Genomic DNA, 24,915 nt, shown 5'->3' on the forward strand with positions numbered 1-24,915 from the left:
CGTTAGCGCGATTTATGAAGCAAGGTTTGCAACTCAGGCTTAGCCAGCAACTGGCCATGACTCCACAGCTCCAACAGGCAATTCGGCTGTTGCAGTTGTCCACGCTTGAATTGCAACAGGAGATTCAACTGGCGCTGGAAAGCAATCCGTTGCTCGAGCAAACGGATCAGCACGACGAAATCGAGTCATTCGAAAAGGCAGACAGCGATTCACTGGATACCGGTGAAGCCCTTGAACAACGGGATATGCCGGAAGAATTGCCGCTTGACGCCACCTGGGATGAGATTTATTCCGCAGGCACACCGTCGGGCACGGGTTCTGACTATCGCGACGAAGAACTGCCCATTTATCAAGGCGAAACCACGCAAACGCTTCAGGATTACCTGATGTGGCAGGTTGAGCTGACGCCGTTTTCAGATACTGATGCGGCCATCGCAACGTCGATTGTTGATGCGGTGGACAACACCGGCTACCTTACCGTGCCGCTGGAAGACATTCTTGACAGCATCGGTGACGACGACGTGACGCTGGAAGAGGTCGAAGCCGTACTTAAACGCGTGCAGCGCTTTGATCCCGTTGGCGTCGCCGCTCGCGATCTGCGTGATTGCCTACTGGTACAGCTTTCTCAGTTTGACAACCGTACACCACGCTTGCTCGAAGCTCGCCTGATCGTCAGCGATCATCTCGATCTGTTAGCCAATCATGATTTCCGTAGCCTGATCCGCGTGACCCGTCTGAAAGAGGAAGTGCTGAAAGAAGCGCTGGCGCTGATCCAATCGCTCGATCCACGTCCGGGTCAGTCAATTAACACCGGTGAATCCGAATATGTGATCCCTGATGTGCTGGTGCGCAAGATACAGGGCGTGTGGGTCGTTGAATTGAACACCGACAGCGTTCCCCGTTTGCAGATTAACCAACAATATGCAGCACTGGGTAACAGCGCGCGCAACGACAGCGACGGGCAATTTATCCGCAGTAACCTGCAAGAAGCACGCTGGCTCATCAAAAGTCTGGAAAGTCGCAACGATACGCTGCTGAAAGTAACCCGTCGCATCGTCGAGCAGCAGCAGGATTTCTTCGAGCAGGGTGAAGAATTCATGAAGCCCATGGTATTGGCAGACATCGCCCAAGCGGTAGATATGCATGAATCCACCATCTCACGCGTGACAACACAGAAGTTCCTGCACAGCCCACGCGGCATTTTTGAGCTAAAATATTTCTTCTCCAGCCACGTTAATACCGATAGCGGCGGAGAAGCTTCGTCAACGGCTATCCGCGCGCTGGTGAAAAAGCTTATTGCAGCGGAAAACCCTGCGAAGCCATTAAGTGACAGCAAGCTCACCACGCTGCTCTCCGAGCAGGGCATCATCGTGGCACGCCGTACCGTCGCAAAATACCGAGAGTCTTTATCTATCCCACCATCAAATCAGCGTAAACAACTGATTTGATCTCAACAGAGAAGGAAGACACTATGCAGCTCAACATTACCGGACACCACATCGAGATCACTGAACCGTTGCGTGATTTTGTAAATGGTAAATTTGCCAAATTAGAGCAGTATTTTGACCGGATTAATCAGGTCAATGTGGTATTGAGAGTGGAAAAAGTTCAGCAAATTGCCGAGGCCACGCTCCATGTTAATGGTGGGGAGCTGCATGCAACCTCCGAAGCAGCAGATATGTACGCTGCGATAGATTTATTGATTGATAAGCTGGCAAGACAGCTCAATAAGCATAAAGATAAACTCAAGCAGCACTAATTTTCTCCTTTACCATTTGGTAAAGGAACAAACCCGCCCCATCTGTTGGATGGAGCGGGATCACCAGAAGTGAAAATAAAATGAGCCACGATCCCGTATTGCAACTCAGCACCGTATTACGTCCTGAGTGCGCCCGAAGCACAGTCCATTGCCAGAGTAAAAAACGGGCATTGGAAATTATCAGCGAGCTGGCCGCCAAACAGCTTAACATTCCCTCGCAGGTTATCTTTGATGCCATTCTGACCCGGGAGCGGATGGGCAGCACGGGGATCGGCGGCGGCATTGCCATTCCTCACGGTAAGCTGGAAGACGATAATGCGCTGGGTGCCATCGGTGTTTTCATCCAGCTAGAGCAACCGATCGCTTTCGATGCGATTGATAATCAGGCCGTTGATCTGCTTTTTGCCTTGCTGGTTCCAGCGGAACAATGTAAAACCCATTTGCATACCCTGTCGCTTGTTGCCAAGCGGCTAGCGGATAAAACAGTTTGCCGACGTCTGCGGGCGGCGCAAAGCGATGAAGAGCTATACCAGATTATGACGGAAGCGGATTAAGCTGGATGATAGCCATACTCACGATGACGGGCTATTCGCGGTAGAACGAGAGAATGCTTGCAATCCATGCGCTAAGCCGTCATTTTCTAGCGATACATCATAAAAATAGTGGCAATGAAAATTCGCCATCACGTTGCCAGAGGGGAGTCGTCAGATGGTGCTGATGATTGTCAGCGGTCGCTCAGGTTCAGGAAAATCTGTCGCCCTGCGCGCATTGGAAGATATGGGGTTCTACTGCGTAGATAATCTACCAGTGGTTCTGCTGCCAGAACTGGCGAATACGCTCGCTGCTCGTAATATTTCCGCAGCGGTCAGCATTGACGTGCGCAATATGCCGGAATCTCCAGAGATCTTCGAGCATGCCATGGAGCAACTGCCATCAAGCTTCTCGCCTCAACTGCTGTTTCTGGATGCCGATCGCAATACGCTGATCCGTCGCTATAGCGATACCCGTCGCCTACACCCGCTGTCCAGCAAGAATCTGTCGTTGGAAAGCGCGATTGATGAAGAGAGCGACCTGCTGGAACCACTGCGTTCGCGCGCCGATCTGATTATCGACACCTCGGAGATGTCGGTGCACGAGCTGGCCGAAATGCTGCGCACACGGCTGCTCGGCAAGCGGGAACGCGAGCTTACGATGGTGTTCGAATCGTTCGGTTTCAAGCACGGCATTCCTATCGATGCGGATTACGTCTTTGACGTGCGTTTCCTGCCGAACCCGCACTGGGACCCAAAATTGCGCCCGATGACGGGTCTGGATAAGCCCGTAGCGTCCTTCCTCGATAGACATACCGAAGTTCACAATTTCATCTACCAGACTCGCAGTTATCTGGAACTGTGGCTGCCGATGCTGGAAACCAATAACCGTAGCTATCTGACCGTCGCCATTGGCTGTACCGGCGGTAAACACCGTTCGGTGTACGTCGCGGAGCAGTTGGCAGACTACTTCCGCTCACGCGGTAAGAACGTACAGTCGCGCCACCGTACACTGGAAAAGCGTAAACCCTCGTAATCTTCGGCAAACCAGTATAGCCAGGTAACCCATGACAGTCCGGCAAACGGTTGAAATCAAAAATAAGCTCGGTATGCATGCTCGTCCAGCGATGAAGCTGTTCGAGCTGGTGCAGAGCTTTGATGCAGAAGTGATACTGCGTAATGACAGCGGCACCGAAGCCGAAGCCAGTAGCGTGATTGCCATGCTGATGCTGGACTCGGCTAAAGGACGTCTCATTGAGGTCGAAGCCGCCGGCCCAGATGAAGATCAAGCGCTTGCAGCCGTCATCGGGCTGTTTGAAGCCGGGTTCGACGAAGACTAGCTATTTCCTTAGCTGGCTATCTGTATACCTTAGTGCTTCACTTTCCCCTCCGAACCTCCTACTATCCACATATATCATATTTTCTTATACCCCCTGCGTTAATCCGCGGGGGGTTATTTTTATATCATCTGAAAATACCAACTGGAGAGGAGTATGACGAAACCTAACCTGACAATCAGTGAATTAGATGCAGAACGTCTGGATAAGTTATTGGAGCAGCCCGCCTTTGCGGACAGCGATATCGCACAGGCGTTGAATGAGGAACTGGATCGCGCAGAAATTCTGCCTTCAGCATCGATTCCCTCGCATGTCGTCACCATGAATAGTCGGGTGCGTTTCCGCGATCTGAATACCAACGAAGAGCATATCCGCACGCTGGTTTATCCCGCCGCGGTGAAAGACAGTAAAGAACCGCTGTCGGTGATGGCTCCGCTGGGCGCAGCACTATTGGGAATGCATGTGGGAAACGCTATCACCTGGCAGTTGCCAAACGGTGAAGAAGCGCGAATTGAAGTGTTAGAACTACTCTATCAGCCAGAAGCCGCGGGCGAGTACCACCGCTAAGCCAGAGAAACGCAGTAGAGTAACAGCCGTCGGGCACTGCCGACGGCGACGGTTACTCATACAGGCCAGGTTTATTCCCCTGCAATCTTCATTTCAGGCAGCAACACAGAACCACACTGGATATTGCTCCGGGTTTCGATATCGTTCCCCACCGTCACAATATTACGCAGCATATCTTTCAGGTTGCCCGCGATGGTAATCTCGCTGACCGGATACTGAATCTCGCCGTTTTCGACCCAGAAGCCAGATGCCCCACGAGAATAATCCCCCGTCACACCGCTCACGCCCTGCCCCATCAGTTCGGTCACCAGCAGGCCTTTGCCCATCTGTTTCAACATACCGTTGAAATCCAAGCCTTGCCCGGCAATCCGCCAGTTATGAATCCCCCCCGCGTGACCAGTGCTCTGCATCCCCAGCTTACGCGCGGAGTAGCTCGTCATCAGCCACGTCTGCAACACGCCCGCCGTCACAATTTCACGCGCCTGCGTCCGCACACCTTCGCTATCGAACGGCGTAGAAGCCAGTCCTTTCAACAAGTGTGGCAGTTCCTCAATCGTCAGCCACTCCGGCAGAATCTGCTGACCTAGCTTATCCAACAGGAAAGTGGACTTGCGATAAACGCTGCCGCCGCTGATGGCACCAACCAAATGACCAAACAGACCCGTAGCCACTTCCGCAGAAAACATCACGGGTGCCTGCATGGTTGGCAATTTACGCGGGGACAGACGAGATAACGTCCGACGCGCGCACTCTTCGCCCACCCATTCAGGGCTAAGTAAATCTTCCAGCGCACGGCCGACGGTGTAAGCATAATCCCGTTCCATATCGCCATTCACTTCGGCAATCACGCAACTGGACATGGAATGGCGGCTGGAGCAGTAGCTTTTCAGCAAGCCGTGGCTATTACCGAACACCTTAACGCCGTAGTGACTGTTAAAGCTGCCGCCTTCGGTGTTGGTGATACGTTTGTCAGCCTGTAATGCAGCCTGCTCTGCGCGGGCAGCTAACTCAATGCCGCGATCCGCATCCAGCTCAGTCGGGTGAAACAGATCCAGATCCGGCGCATCAAACGCCAGAAGATCGCGGTCCGCCGGACCAGCAAACGGATCGACTGAAGTATAACGTGCGATATCCAACGCGGCCTGCACAGTACGGGCTATCGCATCCGGGCTGAGATCGGTTGATGATGCGCTGCCTTTACGCTGTTGGTGATAAACAGTGATGCCCAACGCACCATCGCTGTTGAATTCAACATTTTCAACGTCACCATAACGGGTACTGACGCTAATGCCCGTCGTTTTTGACACCGCGACTTCTGCTGCATCGGAGCCGGCACGCGCCAGTTCCAACGCCTGAGCAACCGCGAGTTCCAGCGCTTTACGCTGCTCTGCAACCTGAGTAGTTATCGTCATTGTTCTGCCATAATGAGTGGAAGAAAGCTCACCATCATCTTCACTCGAACCGTATGAGTAGTAGAGAAATATGCTCTAAATAATTCAAGTTTCAGGTAGGCGGCAAGCGAAGGAGTCCCGATAAGCTTACTCAAGTAAGTGATTCGGGTGGCTAAACGCAGCCAACGCACATGCAACTTGAAGTATGACGAGCATAAAATGGTGTAGCATAATGCTTTCTAGTCTAACAGGATCTACGGACAATTTCGCACAAAGCCCAAACCTGTTAGTATCAGCCTCTTTTTTCTGGTGGGCACGCTGTTCACCATCCCGGAGCCACCGCGCATCGCGTTAGGCATTGCTCCTGGACACTTTTTAGGAGCCAACCATGAAGCAAAAGTACGAAGACTGGCTGAACGACGCTTCAGACAATCAAGAAGACGACGAAGATGATGAAATTATCTGGGTCAGCAAAAGCGAAATAAAGCGCGATGCCGAAGCGCTGAAAGATCTCGGCGCGGAACTGGTTGAGTTGGGGAAAAACGCCCTGGAGAAGATCCCGTTGGACGACGATCTGCGTGCGGCGGTGGAGTTGGCGCAGCGGATCAAGAAAGAAGGCCGTCGCCGTCAGCTACAGCTAATTGGCAAGATGCTGCGCGCCCGCGATCCGGAACCGATCCAAACTGCGCTGGATAAGCTGAATAACCGTCATAATCAGCAGGTGGCCTTGTTCCACAAACTGGAACAACTGCGCGACCGGCTAATTACCGAGGGAGACGATGTGGTTCCAGAGATTCTGACGCTGTATCCCCATGCCGACCGTCAGCAACTGCGTTCTCTGGTGCGTAATGCGCAGAAAGAGAAAGCAGCGAACAAACCGCCGAAAGCCACCCGTCAGATCTTCCAGTATCTGCGCGAGCTAGCTGAAACCAAAGACTAACGGTAAGCGCAGGATGAGGAGCATAGCTCACTCATCCTGTGTGTTATCAATATTAGTCGCTCAGCGCATGCTGATAATCACGTAGAATCCCAGTCAACCGTCCCACAGGTACCGTCACGTTAGGGGGAAGTTGCTGTTCTGTCAGTATCTGTTGGTAGCGTTCAAGTTCCTCTAATAACTGCGTGAAATAGCGGCTGCGCGTGGTATCGCGGCGGGCCAAAATCACCTGCTCAGCCGTCGCACGAATCTGACGATGAAAGGCAGACAGCGCCGCGTTTTGCGGAATATCCAGCGTTCTCAGGCGTTGATGCATGATGATCATCCATAAGGCAAGGCGATACTTAGCCATGTCGTCAGGGAAGCGGTTCAGCAGCAGGAACAGTTGTTGGTACAGCGCTGGTAGATGATTTTCCTTACGCCGCGTCGTATCGGTTGTCAGCGCAGAAACCGCGCCATACACAAAACGGTTCAGTAGCGTTCTTCCCGTATGCGATTTGGTGTTATCGCGAATCAGCAGGATCACCATCAACGCCACGAAACAGCCAATAATCTGACCGATCGCGTTGTCCAGAAATAAGCTGATGTTAAACGTCATCGGGTTATTCAGTAAGAGAACATTAATCGTACTGATCAATGCCCCCAGCGAGCCCAGCCGACGCTTCTGTACTTCAACGCCGAGAAAGAAGGTCATTGCGCCCAGGCTTAGGCACAGCAGTAATATACTTTGCTGCGTTGACGGTAGAATAAACATAAACATCAACGCCCCCAGCGGTAGCGAATAGATCGTCCCGTACAGAAAATCCATCCCCACCATCTTAGGATTCGGCAGGCGCATCGCAAGCGACGTCACTACCGCAATCATCATCATACAAATACCGCCAGAGCTCCATCCCGTGCTGAGCCAGAACAGGCAGCCCAATGCGGTCGCCACGCCAGTGCGTAAGCCGTTGATCATCGCATGGTGGGTTTCGGCTGATGGTACTTTAATTTCCACATCGTGGTTCAACACATCAGCTTCGATCTTACTGATACGTCCGTTAGTCTGCACCCCCTTCGCCAACAGCAGGTAGCGCGTTGCCGCCCCAACCCAACTAGCCAGTGTAGGCGGCACGTCGCGACTGTCGGCGGCAATCAGGTGGCGCAATGCTTTCACATGGTGATGCACATCACCAAACGATTCGACGGGCGGATCCAACACCTGCTTCAGGCTACTTTTTACATGCGTAGGAACATCTTGCAATGTCAGATAGGTTTCACACGCTTGTGTAATCATCGTAAGTGATTGTGTGTGCAGCGACGTTAAGCGACGATTGCTGTTCTGCCAGCGCGATGACTCCATCATCAGATTGCTGCGCATGCCGTCTAGTGCAGTAGTCTTGCGCACCAACGCGTGCCATGTCGTGTCTATCGTCCCCTCGTCTGCTCCACTCATGCTGAGTTGTAGTAACCGGTACTGACCTACCATCAGCTCGCGAAGGCTACGGTCAACATCCTGCTTGATCGATCGCGGTGCGAACAGTAAATCCGCAAAAATGACACAGGCAATACCCAACACAATCTCACTACAGCGCTCCACAGCAAACTGCGGCGTCAACATCGGCGTCCCTTGCGTCGCCAGAATAATAATCAACGTGGTATAGCCTGCGAGCCCGAAAATATAGGAATTTTCGATTTTAACCAGCGAAGAAATCCAATTGCAGAGGCCAGCCCAAATACAGCACAGCAGCATCATCACAACAGGTGCGCGAATAGTGGAGATAATGATGGCAAGTGCACCAATACAGCCGATAAATGTACCGACAATACGCAACATGCCACGATGGCGAATGGCACCAGAAAACGGCTCACCACCTGCCACGAACGCAGGGCCACCAGCGACAATCGCCGCCGTCATAACTGCCGTATTCGGGGTCCCCAATTGCAGGTGAAACCCCAGGAACAGGGAAAGTACGACGGCAAAGGTCAGCTTAAAAGCAAAGCGAAAGCGCGCAAGCTGTGGTGTCGTAAAGAATAGGGGGTCTGCCAACAACGAGGTTTTCATCATCGCCTCACTTAACCGAACTCACGCAGGCGATAGAAAAGGCTGATGAGCAGCGAAGGCCTTTTGTCATTGTTGACCTGCTCGCCAGTAATCAACACCGTCGCGGTAGTGCCCGCCGGATAGAGGTCACCCATTTGACGATCCAGGCGAATTTTCACCGGCACGCGCTGTGCCAAACGCACCCACTCCAAGTTGGAATCTACATTTGCCAAGCCTTTCGTATTTGCACTGTTGCTGTTGTTATTGACCCCAGCCGCTACGCTATCCACCGTGCCGTAAAATATCTTTTCGCTACCGAGTGGGGTAATTTCCGCACGATAACCGCGGCGCACGCCTTCAAGCTTGGTCTCTTCCATGTATGCCAGCAGGTAGAACGAATCCTTTTTCACCAGTGCCACTACCGTGTTACCACGCTCGATAAACTCGCCGTTTTGCACATGCAGATTGGTGAGCCAGCCGTCGGCCGGGGCACGTACCACGGTACGTTCCAGTTCCAATTTCGCCAGTACCAATACTGCCTGCGCTTTAGCAAGCTGGTGCGTTGCGGTTTCCAATGCGTTACTGGACTGATCGATATTTTCCTGCGACATCGCACTGACGCCCAATCGCGCCCGACGACCTGACTCTCGGCGTTTTTCCGTCACCAGCGCCTGATAGTAGGCGACATCGGCTTCCGCCTGCGTCACAGCCTGCTTGTAGCGCGGCTGATCGATAACAAACAACACATCACCTTTATTCACCAGTTGATTGTCCGTAACGCGCACATCCGTCAATAACCCACTGACATCCGATGCAATCGCCACCACATCTGCAGTGAACTTGGCATCACGCGTCCAGGGCGATTCGGTATAAAACGCCCAGACACGAAAAATGGCCACAATTGCACACAGCGCAACGGCTAGCGTGATGGCCATACGGCTCAATTTTTTAGCCAGCGTAGCCTGCCGTCTAAACAAGGTTAAAAAGAAATTTTTCACAGACGCCTCACAGGCCGTAACGGAACAGTAAATAGAATAAGCAGCAGAACAGCGCGCTGTTAAACAGCGCCGGATGCCAAACGAAATCATAGATACCCGTCGGTAGCAGTAGGCGGTTCACGACAAAGAACAGGGTCAACGACACCAGCAAGACAAAAAATATGGGGGGAAATGACAGCCCGAACAACACCATAACTGGGAGTGAACTCATCCTCTTTTCCTTTTTCTCGTAGATAGCGGTAACGAACAAGTGTGCTACCAGGTAGTAAATTATGTCGTGCGGCTCCATTGCGTCGTGCTGACGTTCTGCATTGACAACAGGGCCTCATCCCGCAGGCTGACGGCCAACGAAGGAGATAGCGTTAAACTGATGAGTAGCGATATCAGCAGGGGGCTGACTAGCGATGGGAAATCAGTGTATTACTCTCTATTGGGTAAATAATCATAATCATTGGATAGTCTTGGGTGGACAATGCTCCACCCGACACCAACGGATAGGCTATATTATGAATACTTATTATCGCCTTATCTACATAGTGTGATCTAAATCACTTTTAAGCCAGAGTGAATAATGGAAAGACTAAAAAGTATGTCAGTGTTTGCTCGCGTGGTGGAATGTGGTTCTTTTACCGCCGCCGCCCGCCAGTTGCAGATGAGCGTATCCGCCGTCAGCCAGACCGTCAGCAAGCTTGAAAATGAACTACAAGTTAAGCTGCTGAACCGCAGCACGCGCAGCATTGGGCTGACGGAAGCGGGAAAAATTTACTATCACGGCTGTCGCCGCATGCTGCATGAAGCTCATGAAGTACACGAACAACTTTATGCCTTTAACAACACGCCGATCGGCACGCTGCGCATCGGCAGTTCTTCCACCATGGCGCAGCATGTGTTGTCCACCATGACCGCCAAGATGCTAAAAGAATATCCCGGTTTGTCCGTCAATCTGGTTGCTGGCATCCCCGCTCCCGACCTGATCGCCAACGGCTTAGATATCGTTATCCGTGTCGGCCCGCTGCAGGATTCCGGCCTGTTCTCGACGCGTCTGGGTTCAATGCCGATGGTGGTCTGTGCCGCGAAAAGTTATCTGGCGCAACACGGTACGCCGGAGAAACCGACAGATATGGGGAATTTTTCCTGGCTGGAATACAGTGTACGACTCGATAGCGAATTCGAACTAATCGCACCGGAAGGCATTTCGACCCGCATCACACCACAGGGGCGCTTTGTCACTAACGACCCGCAAACGCTGGTGCGCTGGCTCAAGACAGGGGCAGGTATCGCGTATGTTCCGCTCATGTGGATCGTGGACGAAATCAATCGCGGCGAAATAGAGATTCTGTTCAACCGCTACCACTCCGACCCGCGTCCGGTTTACGCGCTTTACACCCGTAAGGACAATCTGCCGCTAAAAGTGCAGGTCTGCATTAACTACATGACGGAATACTTCAAAAACGTCGCTCTGATCTATCAAGGTTATAGTGAGAATGATAGCGAGGACAAAAAACCGCGCTCATAAAGCGCGGTTTTAACCGGGGGATCAGAACAAATTACGCGGTCCCGCCGACAGTCAGGCTTTCCAGCTTCAGCGTAGGCTGACCAACACCGACTGGCAGGCTTTGCCCTTCTTTGCCGCATACGCCGACACCTTTATCCAGCGCCAGATCGTTGCCGACCATCGAGATCTGCTGCATTGCTTCAATGCCAGAGCCAATCAGCGTCGCGCCCTTGACCGGCGTGGTAATCCGACCTTTTTCGATCAGGTAGGCTTCGGATGTCGAGAAAACGAATTTACCAGAGGTGATATCAACCTGACCGCCGCCAAAGTTTGGCGCATACAGGCCGTATTCGACACTGGAGATAATCTCTTCCGGTGTGGATTTTCCAGCCAGCATGTAGGTGTTGGTCATACGTGGCATCGGTAGATGCGCATAAGATTCGCGGCGACCGTTGCCCGTCGGCGCAACGCCCATCAGACGAGCATTCAGCTTGTCCTGCATGTAGCCTTTCAGAATACCGTTTTCGATCAGAACATTGTATTGCCCCGGAACGCCTTCATCGTCCATTGAGATGGAGCCACGACGTCCGCTCAACGTGCCATCGTCCACCACGGTACACAGCTCTGACGCGACGAGTTTCCCCATCTGTCCGCTGAATACTGACGTACCGCGACGGTTAAAGTCACCTTCCAGACCGTGACCGACCGCTTCATGCAGCAGCACGCCCGGCCAGCCTGCGCCCAACACGACAGGCATCGGCCCTGCGGGGGCAGCTACCGCCGACAGGTTAACCAGCGCCATGCGCACCGCTTCTTTTGCCCACGCATCGACGCGAGGCTCGCCGTCCGTCACTTCCCAGAAATACGCATAGTCACCACGCGTGCCGCCGCCGCTGGCACCGCGCTCACGTTTACCTTCCGCTTCGACCAGAACGCTGATCGACAGACGAACCAGCGGGCGCACATCTGCCGCCAGCGTGCCGTCAGTTGCAGCCACCAGAACCAGCTCATACACACCAGTCAGGCTGGCAGAGACTTCCTGCACCCGCGTATCCGCAGCACGCGCGACCGTATCCGCACGCTGCAACAGTGCAATCTTATCTTCACGTGTCAGGCTATCCAGCGGATTCAAGGTTGGATAGAGCGCGCGATGCGACACTTCACCCAACGTGCGAACTTTACCGGCGCCCTGTTCCCGCACAATGCTGCGCGCGGCCTGAGCACTCTGATGCAATGCATTCAGCGTGATCTGATCGGCATACGCAAACCCAGTCTTTTCACCGTCAATCGCACGGATACCCACGCCCTGATCGATGTTATAGGAACCGTCTTTAATGATGCGATCTTCCAGAACCCAAGATTCATGGTAGCTGGATTGGAAATAGAGGTCGGCATAGTCCAGCCGACGTTCATTAAGCGACCCCAGCACAGCGGCGAGATCGTCAAGATTCAATTTGTTGGCGGTGAGTAATTGCTCACTGACAAACGAAAGGCTCATAGTTTTTCACTCTTTATCAGATAATTGGCTGAGTACGCTGCGCCGCCCTAACGGCATTATTCGCCTTTCTTTTTGTTCGGCTCACGCAGCACTTCCTGAATCTTTGGCTGATCGAGGCTACCGGAAATCTGGTAGCGAATCAGCGAAATCTTGTTCCATAGCGGTGCCAGCACTCTACTGGCAGCAAACACCGCAGCCCCCACTACCGGATTGACGGCAAATGCGGTTGCTACGCCCACCGTTGCAGAAATTTCCGGGGCGATAACCGCTTCCATATTGACCTGTCGCTGAGCGAGGTCGAGATCGCCTTTCATCGCGATATCTGCCTCCAGCCCGTCGATCAGCATATCATCAGTATGAAGTACACCGTCTTTAATCCATGCGGTGCTGCTAATCGAATCGAAGTAAAACCCACGACCAAACGTATCACTAAAATCGAACCGCAGCTTACGCATCAGCGCATCGAAGCTCAATAAACGCAGCAACTGCCCTGCCTGACCGGTGCCGACTTCAGCAATTTCGCCTTTGCCAATGCGCGTGTGCAATATTCCGCTCAGGCTAGCAATATCCGGCGCCCAAGGTGTCCCACGCCAATACAGATCGTAATCCACATCGAAAGAACCGGCCTTCAACGGTGAAGCTACGCCAAACCAGTTAGCATTCTGTTCCAGACTCTCCCCCGTCAGGCGGCCTTTTAGCGCCGTCCGCACGCCTTCTGCATTTTCCTGCCAGGACCCGTTTACCGTCAGGCGAGCCTTGCCTGTATCAATAATACCGTCCGCCAGCGTCAATTTTTCCTTCTCTGGCAACAGCGTTCCCTGAATACGCCCCATATTCTGCCCGATAATCCAACACTGCCGGCAGTTAACCGCCAGCGACGGCCAGTCTTCAAAGCTGATACTCGGATCGTTCAGTGGCGATTTTTTCTCCGCCAGAGCCACCGGATTGGTCGCTTCATTACCTTTCCACTGAGGATTGTAGTAAAGATAATTGATGTCGCTGCGCCACATGCCGCGATTAGGTATCGCGACCGTTCCGTCAATTTCGCGTCCTTTCGCCCGCACTTCACTGCCGCCAAGCGTATTTTTGCGCGTAATTTCCAGATCGTGCCACTGCTGCCCCAACAGTTGCAGTTCAGGCGTTCGCAGCGTCACCGCGTCTGGGAAACGAAGAGAGCTATGCGCCTTTTTCCCTTCCACTGGCGTCGAGGAACGTAGCGAAGGCAAAAGCCCCAGCCAGCTTTCAGCATCCAATGGCGGAAGATCGAGCATCAGCGCGGCATCCTCTGGCAATGCTGGTGCCACCGTTGCCGCATTCTGCCAGCTTGCCCGCGCCAGCATCACGGTGTCGCCTTTCAGCAGCCATTGGCTATTGAAGCGGTTATCCTTGCCCACTCGCCCCTGCATCGTAAAACCATTCAGGTCACCGCCGGCTTTGACCTCCAGCGGCAAGTTCTCGCCAGCGGGCTTATTTAACGGGTTAGGTAAGTGACTACTTACTTTGTTTAAATCAGCTTGTACATCAATATTATAGGTTGTTTTACCCGAGTGCGGCAGATTGATGGCTACCGTACTCTTCCAGTTAGCCGCACCAGACAGAACTTTGCTTACCGATGCCGGTAAACCGGGCAATAGTGCAGGCTGCCAGTCACCCTGCAAGTCTACATTCACCAAAAAAGCCTGCGCCTGCTCTTCCGTCGTGAAATTAACCGCCATTGGCTGATTCAGCCAATTTGCCTGAAGCGTCTCACTGCGCAAATTGCCGTTTTCATAGCGGAATTTACCTGTAAGATCCTTAATCGTGGTATCCAATGGCTTGATGTACAGGGTGTTATTGTTCAGCGCAATGTCACCACTGGCGCGGACATCATCACCAACCAGTGGGATATCCAAATGCAGTGAGCCTTTCACCGACCCGCCAATTTTTAGTTCATCCAGCGCCATACCCAGCGAGGATTTCAGCGGCGTCTGATGGAAATAGTTGCCCACCTCCGGTCCTGGACCGTCTAGCTCACCATCAACGAGCAGCATCTCTTTTTCATAATCGGGAATAACCGCGCTAATATTTTTGCCTTCAACCTTACCCAGCCAGGTTTGTGGCGCAAACATCCACAGACCGTTGTTAGCAAAATCCAGATTGATATCCAGCGGCGTCAGCGCAGGCCAGCCCGGTTGAAACTCGAAAGTCGCCTCTTTCACCGGCACCCAGACTTCAAACTGGCCTTCGTTATGCGTAAACGGGAAATGCTGCGGGTTACCGGCAAAGATCAGCGTCGCATTATCGACTCGACCGCCTTTCAGCGCACCGCTCAGATAATCCACCAGTTCAGTACCCATAAACAGTTCAGGATAATAGCGCCAGGCATCAGCCGCATCGGTCAGCCGGATACCCGCCAGAATATCCAGCTTCGGTTCCTGCTTAGCAGGCTGTTCATAACGGAAATCACCGTTAGCCCACAGTGATTTAGCCTGTACATCCAGACCGTGGCTCCAGAGTGACAAACCTTGCGCATCATTACGCCAGTCTATCGTGCCACTGGCCTGCTTGATTTCTAGCGGCGCGCGGAACATATCCACATAGGGCAGCGTACTCTGCTTTAACGAGACGCTGACCTGACCACGCTCGACGCTACCGCGTGCAGAACCGGAGAAATGATCGACTCCCGGCAGTAATTCCCACTGCTTCCAGCTCACATCCTGCCAGTTGGCGTGAAAACGGCTTCTCTCCGGCTGTTGCAAAGGGATATCGACAGCAACGGTATTCAAGGTGCCCGTCGGTTGCAGTTCATCCCAGCGCGCTTTCAAGGCTGGCGTCGTACTGGACAACAGCGGAAGCAGCGTGCTTACGCGCTCCAGCGCCAGATTGCTGGCCCGAACGCGTAGCTCTTCCTGTCGATCGGGCCCCAGCATGTGCTCGTTTTTTGGCAGCCACAGAGCAGAGAGTCGACCTTTCGGCCAGGCAACGCCATCCGTTGCCAGATTCAACTCAGGAACCTCCACCTGCCAGCCATTTTCCTGACGGCTGACATGTAGCGTCATATCATCCACATTCAGGCGGTGCGCATCATGGCCTTCACCCCAATTTGCCGTCCCCTGATTGAGGAGCACATCGCCACTGTGGATATCACCATCACGGACGTTGAGCCACGCAGCCAGACTAAAATCAGCGTTTTCCAGCCCGGTATTGTTTTTCATCCAGCGGCTAAGCCAAGGCTTCATATCAATGTTGTCGGCTTGCAAATAGAACGTGCCGTTGCCAAGCAGTCCCTGCTCATCGTGCAAATCCATACGCATCTGCACCACGCCGTGCTGGCCGTTAAAACTCGACAGGCTAATCAAGCCTTCCGCACGATGGCGTTTGTCAGAATTCAGCCAGGTCAGTTGAGGTACGCTGAGTTCCGCTCGGGAACCAGAAGGGGTAAGAAAGGTAATCCGGCTATCACGCAGGTCAAAGTGGTCAAACTGGCGCAGGAAAAGATCGCTGACCTTTCCTGACTCCATCAGTTTTCTATCCTGCTGCTGCCCATTAAATTGGCTATTAAGATCGAGCTTTAGCTGATGAAATGTGAGATCGCGAAACTGCCAGCGCCCGTGCAGCAGCGATTGCCACACGTCCAGTGCCAGCGTAATGCGCTCAACCTGCCAGTCCGATTCCGGCAGAGAAGTGCGAAATTTTTCAATTTCCAGCGTGGGGCCAAAGGACTCCCAACGCCCGGTCATTGAGCCGATTTCTAACGGGACGCCAGCAGCGGACTGCGCCCAAGCCACCAACTGTGGCCGAAAATGGTCGAGTTGTGGCAACACCAGTCTTAAGCCGCTGACTAACAGCGCAACCATCACGACAAGAGTGGCACCCGTGATGACTACTATTCCGGGCAGTCGCCTCACTAATTTCTCCTTCTTTCGTCGCCGACGACGAGCGCACGAATTTACATCATGACGACGTCGAACTGCTCCTGGCTATACAGGGGTTCGATTTGTACTTTGACCTGCTTGCCGACGAAAATTTCAACTTCAGCTAAGGCGTGCGACTCTTCGCTTCTCAGCGCTTCCCCGACAGCCGGTGAAGCATAGACCAGGAAACGGTCGGTATCATAGGCGTGGTGGACGCGCACGATTTCACGCATGATTTCATAGCAGACGCTTTCCACCGTCTTCACCGTGCCGCGACCATGGCACGTCGGGCATTCATGACACAGCACGTGTTCGATACTCTCGCGCGTGCGTTTACGCGTCATCTCGACTAATCCTAGTTGAGAGAAGCCGTTAATACTGGTTTTGACTCGATCTTTACTCAGCGCCTGCTCCAGTGAATGCAACACCCGCCGACGATGATCTTCGTTATTCATATCGATGAAATCGATAATGATGATGCCGCCGAGGTTGCGCAGGCGCAGTTGTCGCGCAATCGCCTGTGTCGCTTCCGTATTGGTATTGAAAATGGTTTCATCCAGATTGCGGTGGCCGACGAAGGCCCCCGTGTTGATATCGACGGTCGTCATCGCTTCTGTCTGGTCGATGATCAAATAGCCACCAGACTTCAATTCAACCTTTCTGTCCAGAGAACGCTGAATCTCATTTTCCACATCAAACAGGTCAAAAATCGGCTGTTTTCCGGCATAGTGTTCGAGCTTACGCGTCATCTCCGGAATATATTCGGAGGTAAATTCCAGCAGCGCTTCATACGTCAGCCGAGAGTCGATCCGAATGCGATCCAGCGCCGCCCCGGCGAAATCACGCAAAATTCGCTGTGCGAGCGCCACTTCGCCGTAGAGCTTACATTTGGTCTGGTTGCGTTTTTTGCGCTCCATGACCTTGCCCCATAGACGCTTCAGAAACGCGGCATCCTGCGAAAGCTCTTCTTCACCGATCCCTTCCGCAGCGGTACGAATAATGAAACCACCATCATCATCGCAATACTCCGCGACCGTTTTCTTTAAGCGCTCACGTTCCGCTTCGCTCTCAATACGCTGTGAAACCCCAACGTGTGAAGCTCCGGGCATAAACACCAGATAACGCGATGGCAGCGTGATGTCAGTCGTCAGACGTGCGCCTTTGGTCCCCAGTGGATCTTTAACCACCTGAACCATGAGATCCTGTCCCTGACGCACCAGTTCGGCGATATCACGGACGTGAAAATTCTTCTGTTCGTCACCGGCGACACATTCGGTGTGCGGCATAATATCGGACGCGTGCAGGAATGCGGCTTTATCCAGGCCAATATCCACAAACGCCGCCTGCATGCCCGGCAGGACGCGACTCACTCGGCCTTTATAAATATTGCCGACAATACCGCGTTTCGCATCACGCTCAATGTGAATTTCCTGCAGAATACCGCCGTCGATATAGGCAACGCGCGTTTCTGACGGTGTAACGTTTACCAGTAACTCAGCAGTCATGTTTTCCTCTTGCACTCCGCAACGCAGCAAAATTACTGAATAGTTCGTGAGTTTCTACCAACGGTAGTCCAACCACCGCGTAATAGCTTCCGTTAAGCGACCGGACAAAGCACCCGCCTTTGCCCTGAATGCCGTAAGCCCCGGCTTTATCCATCGGCTCACCGCTGGCAATGTATCGCTCGATATCCTGCGACGAAAGCGGACGGAAGAGGACATCGGTTATCACCAGGCAGCTCAATATGTCGTCTTTATCCGCCAACGCGACGGCAGTCATCACCTGGTGTTGCTTCCCGGACAGTTGGCTCAGCATCTCTGCCGCATGGATTTCGTCCTGCGGTTTTTCCAATACTTGTCCGTTCAGTACCACGATGGTATCGGCCCCCAGAACGGGCAAATCCAACGGAGCAACCGCAACGCCTGCGGTCGCTTTTTCATGCGCCAGACGCCGGACGTAAACGTCCGCCGCTTCCTCCGGTAAACGCTGTTCTTCCACCGCCGCATTCAAAACAGAAAAAGGAATATCGAGCTGCGCGAGCAGTTCGCGGCGACGGGGAGAAGCGGAAGCCAGATAAAGCTGGGTCATGAATCACCTTATTGCACAGTAAACTGACGACGAATTTTACGCATCAGCAGGAACAGCCACGGCCAGAGTACCCCATCAACGACGCTGTTCCAGAGCGTTTCCGGTCGGAAAGAGACATTAATAACTAAAAATTCCGCCCAGAACACCGTGAGATCCATCAACAGTGACAAGACCATGACGATTAATGCCTGCTGCCATAACGCCATATTCCGGAACAACTGAAATTTAAAGGCCACCAGATAAGCAATAATGCTCAACGCCAGCGCCCGCACGCCCAGTGTAGACCCCAGGATCAGATCCATAATCAGACCCAATATAAATCCGGTACCAACGTTTACCCGATGTGGCAATGCCATCACCCAGTAAATAAGAAACAGTGTCAGCCAGGAGGGGCGAAACATGTAGATCTCATCCGGCCACGGCATAATCTGCAACACCATGGCGATCAGAAAAGAAAGCCAGATAATCCAGTTGCCATGCCTGCGATAACGGTTCATTGGCGGCCTCTCTGCGGCTCGGCGGTGGGCGCAGGGGCATTAGGTGGAAGCGGCGGCCCCATTTCATCAGGTGAAGGTAACACCTGCGGCATCATCTGCATCAGGCGCTCATTGGCAACCCGATGCACTTCCGCTGGCGGCAGCGACGTATTGGCATTATTTTCCACGCCCCACAGCAACAACAGATAGCGTAGGCGCTGTAGCCCCGCCGTCGGACGCGCCTGAATAATCGTATAGGCTCGCTGCGTATCTGCTTTGACCGATGACACTACCCCGACCGGATACCCTTCAGGGAAACGCCCACCCAGACCCGATGTGACCAACACATCACCCACTCGGATATCGGTATTATTAGGCAGATGCTCCAGTTGCAGATCGTCGGTACAGCCATTGCCAGCGGCAATCACGCGGATATCATTGCGTAGCACCTGAATCGGCAACGCATGGGAAACATCACAAATCAACAAAACCCGGCTGGTAAACTGACCAACCGCCACAACCTGACCCACCACGCCTTTATCGCTGATGACTGGTTGCCCTTCATACACGCCGTTCGCCTGACCCTTATCAATCACCACCTGATCGCTATAAGGATCCGTTCCAGCGGACATCACCTGCGTGACCATCTTCTGCTCATCCTGACGCAGTGGAGAACCCAGCAATTCGCGTAACCGCGCATTTTCCTGCTTGAGCTGACCTAGCAGCAAAAGGTCACTGTTTTTCATCAACAGTTCCTGACGCAGCGCGGTATTTTCAAGACCTAATTGCTCACGGGTTGCCAGTGAGGCGGACATGTTGTCCAGCGCCTGACGCGGCCCATTGGCCAAAAAATAGAATGGGCTGACGGCGGTATCCATGTACGTTCTGATTTTAACGAACGAACCGAGCCGACTGTCCGCAACGATCACGATAATCGCGGTAACGACAGTAAGGAAAAGTCGTAATTGCAGGGAAGGCCCCCTGCTAAAAAGCGGCTTCATAAAGTTTGCGTATTCCTCGACAGCAACCTCAAATCGCTCCTGGCGATTTTTAACGTCACAAAGCAGCACCCTGTAGGGCTACAGGCAAATAAAAAAGGGGTAACCACGAGAGATGAAAAACGCAAGCGTTCATCCATCCGGTCCCCCCCTTTTTCCAGACAGGATTACTCCTCGCTGAACAAATCGCCACCGTGCATGTCGATCATTTCCAGCGCCTTGCCACCACCACGGGCGACACAAGTCAGCGGATCTTCAGCCACCACAACCGGAATACCGGTTTCTTCCATCAGCAAACGATCCAGGTTACGCAGCAGCGCACCGCCGCCAGTTAACACCATACCGCGCTCGGAAATGTCGGAGGCCAGCTCCGGTGGACACTGTTCCAACGCCGCCATAACTGCGCTGACGATACCCGTCAACGGCTCTTGCAGCGCTTCCAGAATTTCGTTGGAATTCAGCGTGAACCCACGCGGAACGCCTTCTGCAAGGTTACGACCACGCACTTCAATCTCAAGGACTTCGTCACCCGGATAAGCGGAGCCAATTTCATGCTTAATACGTTCTGCCGTCGCTTCACCAATCAGTGAGCCATAGTTACGGCGAACGTAGTTGATGATCGCTTCATCAAAGCGGTCACCGCCAATACGTACCGAAGAGGAGTACACCACGCCGTTCAGCGAGATTACCGCGACTTCTGTCGTACCACCACCAATGTCCACGACCATGGAACCCGTCGCTTCAGATACTGGCATACCAGCACCGATCGCCGCCGCCATCGGCTCTTCGATCAGGAACACTTCACGGGCACCGGCACCGAGTGCAGATTCGCGAATGGCACGGCGTTCAACCTGCGTCGCGCCGACTGGCACACACACCAGCACACGCGGGCTCGGGCGCATAAAGCTGTCGTTATGCACTTGCTTGATGAAGTGCTGCAACATTTTTTCCGTGACCTGGAAATCGGCAATAACGCCATCTTTCATCGGGCGAATTGCCACAATATTCCCAGGGGTTCTGCCCAGCATCTGCTTGGCGTCATGGCCTACTGCTGCCACGCTTTTTTGGGAACCAGTACGATCCTGACGGATCGCAACCACAGAGGGTTCATTGAGTATGATGCCCTGCCCTTTAACATAAATCAGGGTATTGGCGGTACCCAGGTCGATGGACAAGTCGTTGGAAAACATGCCACGAAATTTCTTAAACATAACTAAAGGATAATCCTGCAAGCTGGGGGCGAAAAATAAATCCGCCTACTTTACCAACCACACGAAGCAGCGACAAGGCACGAAAAGGCTCTGCTTCGGTGAAAAATAAGTCTGAGTTGCGCACGTCGACATCAGGGATGTAGGCACAGAATGCCTTCTCCTCAGGCAGCAAGGCATTTTACCCCTATCCACCCGACAGAATTGCGCTAACACAGGACATAAAATCTAACATTTAATCGGATTGGCGCTAACGTAAGCACACACTAACCGATTTAACAACCGCCTCATTCTACGTCAATTTGAACAGGACGTTTATACTAAACACGATGCTGCGGTGAATATTTTTTCAGCTCATCCGTTACAGGGATTGATGCGGCAAAAAAATCGCCTTGCCCGCCATAAACCCCCTTACCCAACAGCATCCGCCACTCCTCTTTGGTACGCACACCAGCGGCAAACACCCGAGTTTGCGTACCTTTACAGGCTTCGGTCAAGCTTTGCACAAAAAGCTGATTTTCCGGGCGACGTTCAAGACTGCGCACCAAACCGGGATGAAGCTTGATGACCTCCACGGGAAGCGACTTGATATACGTCGTGCTGACCAGTGTCAAACCCGCCTGCGTTACCGCCAAGCGACAGCCTAATTCCAGGATCACATTAAGAACCGGGCGCAGGCGACCGATATATTGACAAACATCAGCCTCTGCAAGTTCAAATAAAATGCACTGCCGCTGTGTTTTCGGACATTGCAGCAATATTTCGTTCAACCAGCGCAAGAAAGGTTTTTGCAAAAGTGAGTCCACACTTACTGGAAGAGCCAGCGTTTCTCCGGGCCAGTTCGCTGACAAATCAACAATTCGAGCGACCAGTTGGCGATCATAGCTAGCCGCCAACCCCAACTGTTGAACCAGAGGCATATACTCTGCGGCGAGCAATTCCTGTTCCCCGTCGTAAATCCGGCTCATCATTTCACGATGATGCACAACGCCCTCTTTGGTGACAGCGGGCTTCTGGTACAATCGCGGCCCGCCACGCGCCAACGTTTGTTCCAGCAAGGTCCGCCATTTCACGCTGCCGCGCCCTTTATCCGGCACCTGCCTGTCAAACACGCACCAACTGTTGCCCCCCTGCAATACCGCATTACGCGTCGCATCCTCCACGCTTTCCATAACCTGCTCAGCACTTTGCCCGCCGCGATAGGCGCAAATACCAATGTGGAGAACCTCCTCCCGATCGATAAGCGAACAGGCAGGGAGAATATCAATGGCTTTCACCAACTGCGTGGCAATCGCATTAGCTTCCTTTAGCGTACTGTGGGGGAGTAATACGGTGAAATCGCTGCTGAAATAGCGCGCCAGCAGCGCAGAGGGGTAGCGCATGACAAACGTCGACAGCAGGTTGACGAGCGTAAAACGGTATTCCTGCAGGATAGCGCTATCGCCATGCGTTTCCTGTAACGTTTCAAAATCAGGCACGCGGATCATCATAACGATGCCGTGTGTCCCCACCTCTTCGCCATCTTCCAACTGCGTGGTCAGTTGATTATCAAAAAACAGACGATTGTTCAGCCCGGTTTCAGCATCCTGCGCGGCAAAGGCACGAATTAAGGTATCAACCCGCCCGCGTTCCTCACGCGCTTCCACTAAATCAGACAACAGTTGGTCGAGTGCCCCGCTGGTATTGACGGGCCATTCATGTACTGCCCCCTGCATCACCGATTCACGTTCGCCTTTGAGAATACGCTGCGCTCGCTTTTCCAACTCTTCCTGTCCGGCAGTCTGGCGGCGTAGCCAGCGAATGGAGAAGTAAAGCATCAGGAGCATCAGGCTTGCGGCCAGTAACACCGACAGCGTCGACACCACAAAGCGCGGTAAACCAATCAGCGGATCGACATACTTTAAGGCGATCGTCATGTTCAAATGATGCATCAGCGGGAATTCGACTTCATGATAGAGATGCGCCCGTTCCCAACTGGCCTCGGGCAACTGTATTGCATAGAGGATCGAATCGCTATCCTGAATCTCCAGCGCGACAATTCCCGCCGTTTTCATCATCCCCGGCAGCCAATACCGGATATTTTCAGGCGATTGCACTAATAACGCCTGATCGATACTGGCCGTGACCTCACGTAACTGCTGCGCTGTTTGCGACTGGCTATAATAACAGAGGCTAAATATACTACTGAAAAGCATAAGGAAAATGGCGAGTGCCGTCAGCAATATCACGAGTATAGAGAATCTGGTCGTAAATCCCATCCCTGCGTCCTATTCCAAATAATTGTCATTTCTGCGAGTTTGTTGTTTTTTATCAGTTCGCATAAGTCAGCTACAACGCATAGTACCAGCACTAGCGAAGGTAACTGTATTAACAAATAGTATCTGTAATAACTATACCCTAAATAATTCGAGTTGCAGGAAGGCGGCGAGCGAGGGAATCCCGATGAGCTTACTTGAGTAAGTGATTCGGGTGACTGAACGACGCCAACGCACATGCGGCTTGAAGTATGACGGGTATATAGTCGTTAATGACTTCCCCATTTTAATCCTGCCACAGGAGATAGCCCATGCAGGCTTTAGTTCTTGAACAGTCAGACGGACTGACCCACGCTCAGATTCGCGAGATTGACGCCGAGCAGCTTCCCGCCGGGGATGTGACTGTTGATATCAGTTGGTCCAGCATTAATTATAAAGATGCGCTTGCCATTACGGGCAAAGGCAAAATTATTCGTAACTTCCCAATGGTTCCAGGGATCGATTTTGTCGGGACCGTGCGCCACAGCGACAGCGATCGGTTTACTGTCGGTCAGCCCGTCATCCTGACCGGTTGGGGAGTGGGTGAAAACCATTGGGGCGGCCTGGCACAACAGGCACGCGTGAAGAGCGATTGGCTGGTGCCGCTCCCCACGTCGCTGGATGCACGTAACGCCATGATCCTTGGTACGGCAGGCTTTACCGCGATGCTGTGCGTAATGGCACTGGAAGACGGCGGCGTGACGCCGGAAAGCGGCGACATTATTGTGACGGGTGCCAGCGGCGGCGTCGGCAGCACGGCAGTCGCTCTGCTTGCAGAGCTAGGCTATCAGGTTACCGCCGTCAGCGGCCGTGCTGACAATACGGATTATCTGAAAAAGCTGGGTGCCAAACAGGTACTGGATCGCAGCGAATTCAGCGGAAGTCCTCGCCCGTTGGAGAAACAACGTTGGGCTGGTGCGGTTGATACCGTCGGCGATAACGTGCTGGCGACGCTGTTGGCGCAGATGGATTACAACTCGACGGTCGCCGCGTGCGGTCTGGCTGGCGGTATTGCACTGCCAACGACCGTGATGCCATTTATCTTACGTAATGTTCGCCTGCAAGGTGTGGATTCCGTCATGGCACCGCTGGCTCGCCGCCAGCAAGCGTGGGATCGTCTGGCTACCATCCTGCCGGAGTCGTTTTACCAGCAGGTGACGCAGGAAATCGGGTTGGAAGACGTACCTGCCACTGCCGCCGCGCTACTGGAAAACAAAGTCACTGGCCGCACGCTGGTGAAAATCAGCTAACGCCTTTCGTTGACGCATCAATTTGCAGAACGAAAACGATGATAATGGAATAGAAGAGTAAAGCGTCTTTACGACCTATCCATTATCATCGATCGACGCACTTTAATCAGTAAGCGACTGATAGTTATCAGTTCGAACTATGATGGTGATTCTGACTCTTGTATCATCTACAA

Annotated in this window: 21 protein-coding genes; 9 read left to right on the forward strand and 12 right to left on the reverse strand. The window is 53.0% G+C overall.

Annotated features, from left to right (window positions below):
* Positions 1-14: 14 nt before the first annotated feature.
* The 6 genes from rpoN to rnk all read left to right on the forward strand — a co-directional run bounded on the left by rpoN (position 15) and on the right by rnk (position 4,193).
* Positions 15-1,448: an RNA polymerase factor sigma-54 gene (rpoN, locus tag A8F97_RS16970; RefSeq protein ID WP_012822090.1), complete on the forward strand. Its 1,434-nt coding sequence runs from the start codon at positions 15-17 to the stop codon at positions 1,446-1,448.
* A gap of 23 nt (positions 1,449-1,471) precedes the next feature.
* Positions 1,472-1,759 carry a ribosome hibernation promoting factor gene (gene hpf / locus A8F97_RS16975; RefSeq protein WP_005975449.1) on the forward strand — a complete coding sequence of 96 codons (288 nt, stop codon included), beginning with the start codon at positions 1,472-1,474 and terminating at the stop codon, positions 1,757-1,759.
* Between the two features lie 80 nt (positions 1,760-1,839).
* Entirely contained in the window at positions 1,840-2,313 is a 474-nt protein-coding gene (gene ptsN, locus A8F97_RS16980) for a PTS IIA-like nitrogen regulatory protein PtsN (RefSeq protein WP_033072309.1), read from the forward strand.
* 154 nt (positions 2,314-2,467) lie between these two features.
* The gene (gene rapZ, locus A8F97_RS16985) at positions 2,468-3,325 is read left to right on the forward strand and encodes an RNase adapter RapZ (RefSeq protein ID WP_012822088.1); all 858 of its coding nucleotides are present in this window, start codon (positions 2,468-2,470) and stop codon (positions 3,323-3,325) included.
* A 31-nt stretch (positions 3,326-3,356) separates the two neighbouring features.
* Positions 3,357-3,629 carry a PTS phosphocarrier protein NPr gene (gene npr / locus A8F97_RS16990; protein ID WP_012822087.1) on the forward strand — a complete coding sequence of 91 codons (273 nt, stop codon included), beginning with the start codon at positions 3,357-3,359 and terminating at the stop codon, positions 3,627-3,629.
* 153 nt (positions 3,630-3,782) lie between these two features.
* Positions 3,783-4,193 carry a nucleoside diphosphate kinase regulator gene (gene rnk, locus A8F97_RS16995; protein WP_012822086.1) on the forward strand — a complete coding sequence of 137 codons (411 nt, stop codon included), beginning with the start codon at positions 3,783-3,785 and terminating at the stop codon, positions 4,191-4,193.
* Between the two features lie 71 nt (positions 4,194-4,264).
* Here the strand turns inward: rnk and pmbA are convergent, their stop codons facing one another.
* A complete protein-coding gene (pmbA, locus tag A8F97_RS17000; RefSeq protein ID WP_005975435.1) occupies positions 4,265-5,605 on the reverse strand; it encodes a metalloprotease PmbA in 1,341 nt (446 codons plus the stop codon).
* Positions 5,606-5,972: 367 nt separating this feature from the next.
* On the opposite strand from pmbA, the gene yjgA reads away from it, so the two are divergent.
* Complete coding sequence (gene yjgA / locus A8F97_RS17005) at positions 5,973-6,524, forward strand: ribosome biogenesis factor YjgA (RefSeq protein WP_012822085.1); 552 nt, start codon at positions 5,973-5,975, stop codon at positions 6,522-6,524.
* A 52-nt stretch (positions 6,525-6,576) separates the two neighbouring features.
* On the opposite strand, the gene aaeB is transcribed toward yjgA, so the two are convergent.
* The 3 genes from aaeB to aaeX form a co-directional block, all read right to left on the reverse strand.
* On the reverse strand, positions 6,577-8,565 hold the full coding sequence (aaeB, locus tag A8F97_RS17010) for a p-hydroxybenzoic acid efflux pump subunit AaeB (RefSeq protein WP_033072310.1): 1,989 nt from the start codon (positions 8,563-8,565) through the stop codon (positions 6,577-6,579).
* A gap of 11 nt (positions 8,566-8,576) precedes the next feature.
* Complete coding sequence (aaeA, locus tag A8F97_RS17015) at positions 8,577-9,479, reverse strand: p-hydroxybenzoic acid efflux pump subunit AaeA (RefSeq protein ID WP_232486954.1); 903 nt, start codon at positions 9,477-9,479, stop codon at positions 8,577-8,579.
* Between the two features lie 70 nt (positions 9,480-9,549).
* Entirely contained in the window at positions 9,550-9,753 is a 204-nt protein-coding gene (aaeX, locus tag A8F97_RS17020) for a p-hydroxybenzoic acid efflux pump operon protein AaeX (protein ID WP_012822082.1), read from the reverse strand.
* A gap of 360 nt (positions 9,754-10,113) precedes the next feature.
* Here aaeX and aaeR point away from each other — a divergent pair, with 360 nt between their 5' ends.
* Positions 10,114-11,058, forward strand: coding sequence for an HTH-type transcriptional activator AaeR (gene aaeR, locus A8F97_RS17025; RefSeq protein WP_012822081.1), 945 nt, complete (start codon positions 10,114-10,116; stop codon positions 11,056-11,058).
* A 31-nt stretch (positions 11,059-11,089) separates the two neighbouring features.
* Here the strand turns inward: aaeR and tldD are convergent, their stop codons facing one another.
* The 8 genes from tldD to csrD all read right to left on the reverse strand — a co-directional run bounded on the left by tldD (position 11,090) and on the right by csrD (position 23,456).
* Positions 11,090-12,535 carry a metalloprotease TldD gene (tldD, locus tag A8F97_RS17030; protein ID WP_012822080.1) on the reverse strand — a complete coding sequence of 482 codons (1,446 nt, stop codon included), beginning with the start codon at positions 12,533-12,535 and terminating at the stop codon, positions 11,090-11,092.
* Positions 12,536-12,591: 56 nt separating this feature from the next.
* Entirely contained in the window at positions 12,592-16,422 is a 3,831-nt protein-coding gene (yhdP, locus tag A8F97_RS17035) for an AsmA2 domain-containing protein YhdP (RefSeq protein ID WP_033072311.1), read from the reverse strand.
* Between the two features lie 41 nt (positions 16,423-16,463).
* Positions 16,464-17,933: a ribonuclease G gene (gene rng, locus A8F97_RS17040; RefSeq protein WP_005975412.1), complete on the reverse strand. Its 1,470-nt coding sequence runs from the start codon at positions 17,931-17,933 to the stop codon at positions 16,464-16,466.
* Complete coding sequence (locus A8F97_RS17045; protein WP_025920069.1) at positions 17,923-18,516, reverse strand: Maf family protein; 594 nt, start codon at positions 18,514-18,516, stop codon at positions 17,923-17,925. Before A8F97_RS17045 ends, rng begins: the two co-directional genes overlap by 11 nt.
* Before the next feature lie 8 nt (positions 18,517-18,524).
* On the reverse strand, positions 18,525-19,013 hold the full coding sequence (mreD, locus tag A8F97_RS17050; RefSeq protein ID WP_012822077.1) for a rod shape-determining protein MreD: 489 nt from the start codon (positions 19,011-19,013) through the stop codon (positions 18,525-18,527).
* A complete protein-coding gene (gene mreC / locus A8F97_RS17055; protein WP_012822076.1) occupies positions 19,010-19,993 on the reverse strand; it encodes a rod shape-determining protein MreC in 984 nt (327 codons plus the stop codon). The genes mreD and mreC overlap by 4 nt, the downstream gene beginning before the upstream one ends.
* A 164-nt stretch (positions 19,994-20,157) precedes the next feature.
* On the reverse strand, positions 20,158-21,201 hold the full coding sequence (gene mreB / locus A8F97_RS17060; RefSeq protein WP_005975401.1) for a rod shape-determining protein MreB: 1,044 nt from the start codon (positions 21,199-21,201) through the stop codon (positions 20,158-20,160).
* A gap of 317 nt (positions 21,202-21,518) precedes the next feature.
* Positions 21,519-23,456: an RNase E specificity factor CsrD gene (gene csrD, locus A8F97_RS17065; RefSeq protein ID WP_012822075.1), complete on the reverse strand. Its 1,938-nt coding sequence runs from the start codon at positions 23,454-23,456 to the stop codon at positions 21,519-21,521.
* 308 nt (positions 23,457-23,764) lie between these two features.
* On the opposite strand from csrD, the gene acuI reads away from it, so the two are divergent.
* Positions 23,765-24,742 carry an acrylyl-CoA reductase (NADPH) gene (gene acuI, locus A8F97_RS17070; protein ID WP_014698509.1) on the forward strand — a complete coding sequence of 326 codons (978 nt, stop codon included), beginning with the start codon at positions 23,765-23,767 and terminating at the stop codon, positions 24,740-24,742.
* Positions 24,743-24,915 lie beyond the last annotated feature (173 nt).

Origin of the sequence: Pectobacterium parmentieri, from assembly GCF_001742145.1 — a bacterium.
Classification (GTDB): Bacteria; Pseudomonadota; Gammaproteobacteria; order Enterobacterales; family Enterobacteriaceae; genus Pectobacterium; species Pectobacterium parmentieri.

Bases quoted from the DNA above. Each gene is read 5' to 3' on its own strand.
- rpoN (WP_012822090.1), top strand. From the start codon at position 15: ATGAAGCAAGGTTTGCAACTCAGGCTTAGCCAGCAACTGGCCATGACT.
- hpf (WP_005975449.1), top strand. From the start codon at position 1,472: ATGCAGCTCAACATTACCGGACACCACATCGAGATCACTGAACCGTTG.
- ptsN (WP_033072309.1), top strand. From the start codon at position 1,840: ATGAGCCACGATCCCGTATTGCAACTCAGCACCGTATTACGTCCTGAG.
- rapZ (WP_012822088.1), top strand. From the start codon at position 2,468: ATGGTGCTGATGATTGTCAGCGGTCGCTCAGGTTCAGGAAAATCTGTC.
- npr (WP_012822087.1), top strand. From the start codon at position 3,357: ATGACAGTCCGGCAAACGGTTGAAATCAAAAATAAGCTCGGTATGCAT.
- rnk (WP_012822086.1), top strand. From the start codon at position 3,783: ATGACGAAACCTAACCTGACAATCAGTGAATTAGATGCAGAACGTCTG.
- pmbA (WP_005975435.1), bottom strand. From the start codon at position 5,605: ATGACGATAACTACTCAGGTTGCAGAGCAGCGTAAAGCGCTGGAACTC.
- yjgA (WP_012822085.1), top strand. From the start codon at position 5,973: ATGAAGCAAAAGTACGAAGACTGGCTGAACGACGCTTCAGACAATCAA.
- aaeB (WP_033072310.1), bottom strand. From the start codon at position 8,565: ATGAAAACCTCGTTGTTGGCAGACCCCCTATTCTTTACGACACCACAG.
- aaeA (WP_232486954.1), bottom strand. From the start codon at position 9,479: ATGGCCATCACGCTAGCCGTTGCGCTGTGTGCAATTGTGGCCATTTTT.
- aaeX (WP_012822082.1), bottom strand. From the start codon at position 9,753: ATGAGTTCACTCCCAGTTATGGTGTTGTTCGGGCTGTCATTTCCCCCC.
- aaeR (WP_012822081.1), top strand. From the start codon at position 10,114: ATGGAAAGACTAAAAAGTATGTCAGTGTTTGCTCGCGTGGTGGAATGT.
- tldD (WP_012822080.1), bottom strand. From the start codon at position 12,535: ATGAGCCTTTCGTTTGTCAGTGAGCAATTACTCACCGCCAACAAATTG.
- rng (WP_005975412.1), bottom strand. From the start codon at position 17,933: ATGACTGCTGAGTTACTGGTAAACGTTACACCGTCAGAAACGCGCGTT.
- A8F97_RS17045 (WP_025920069.1), bottom strand. From the start codon at position 18,516: ATGACCCAGCTTTATCTGGCTTCCGCTTCTCCCCGTCGCCGCGAACTG.
- mreD (WP_012822077.1), bottom strand. From the start codon at position 19,013: ATGAACCGTTATCGCAGGCATGGCAACTGGATTATCTGGCTTTCTTTT.
- mreC (WP_012822076.1), bottom strand. From the start codon at position 19,993: ATGAAGCCGCTTTTTAGCAGGGGGCCTTCCCTGCAATTACGACTTTTC.
- mreB (WP_005975401.1), bottom strand. From the start codon at position 21,201: ATGTTTAAGAAATTTCGTGGCATGTTTTCCAACGACTTGTCCATCGAC.
- csrD (WP_012822075.1), bottom strand. From the start codon at position 23,456: ATGGGATTTACGACCAGATTCTCTATACTCGTGATATTGCTGACGGCA.
- acuI (WP_014698509.1), top strand. From the start codon at position 23,765: ATGCAGGCTTTAGTTCTTGAACAGTCAGACGGACTGACCCACGCTCAG.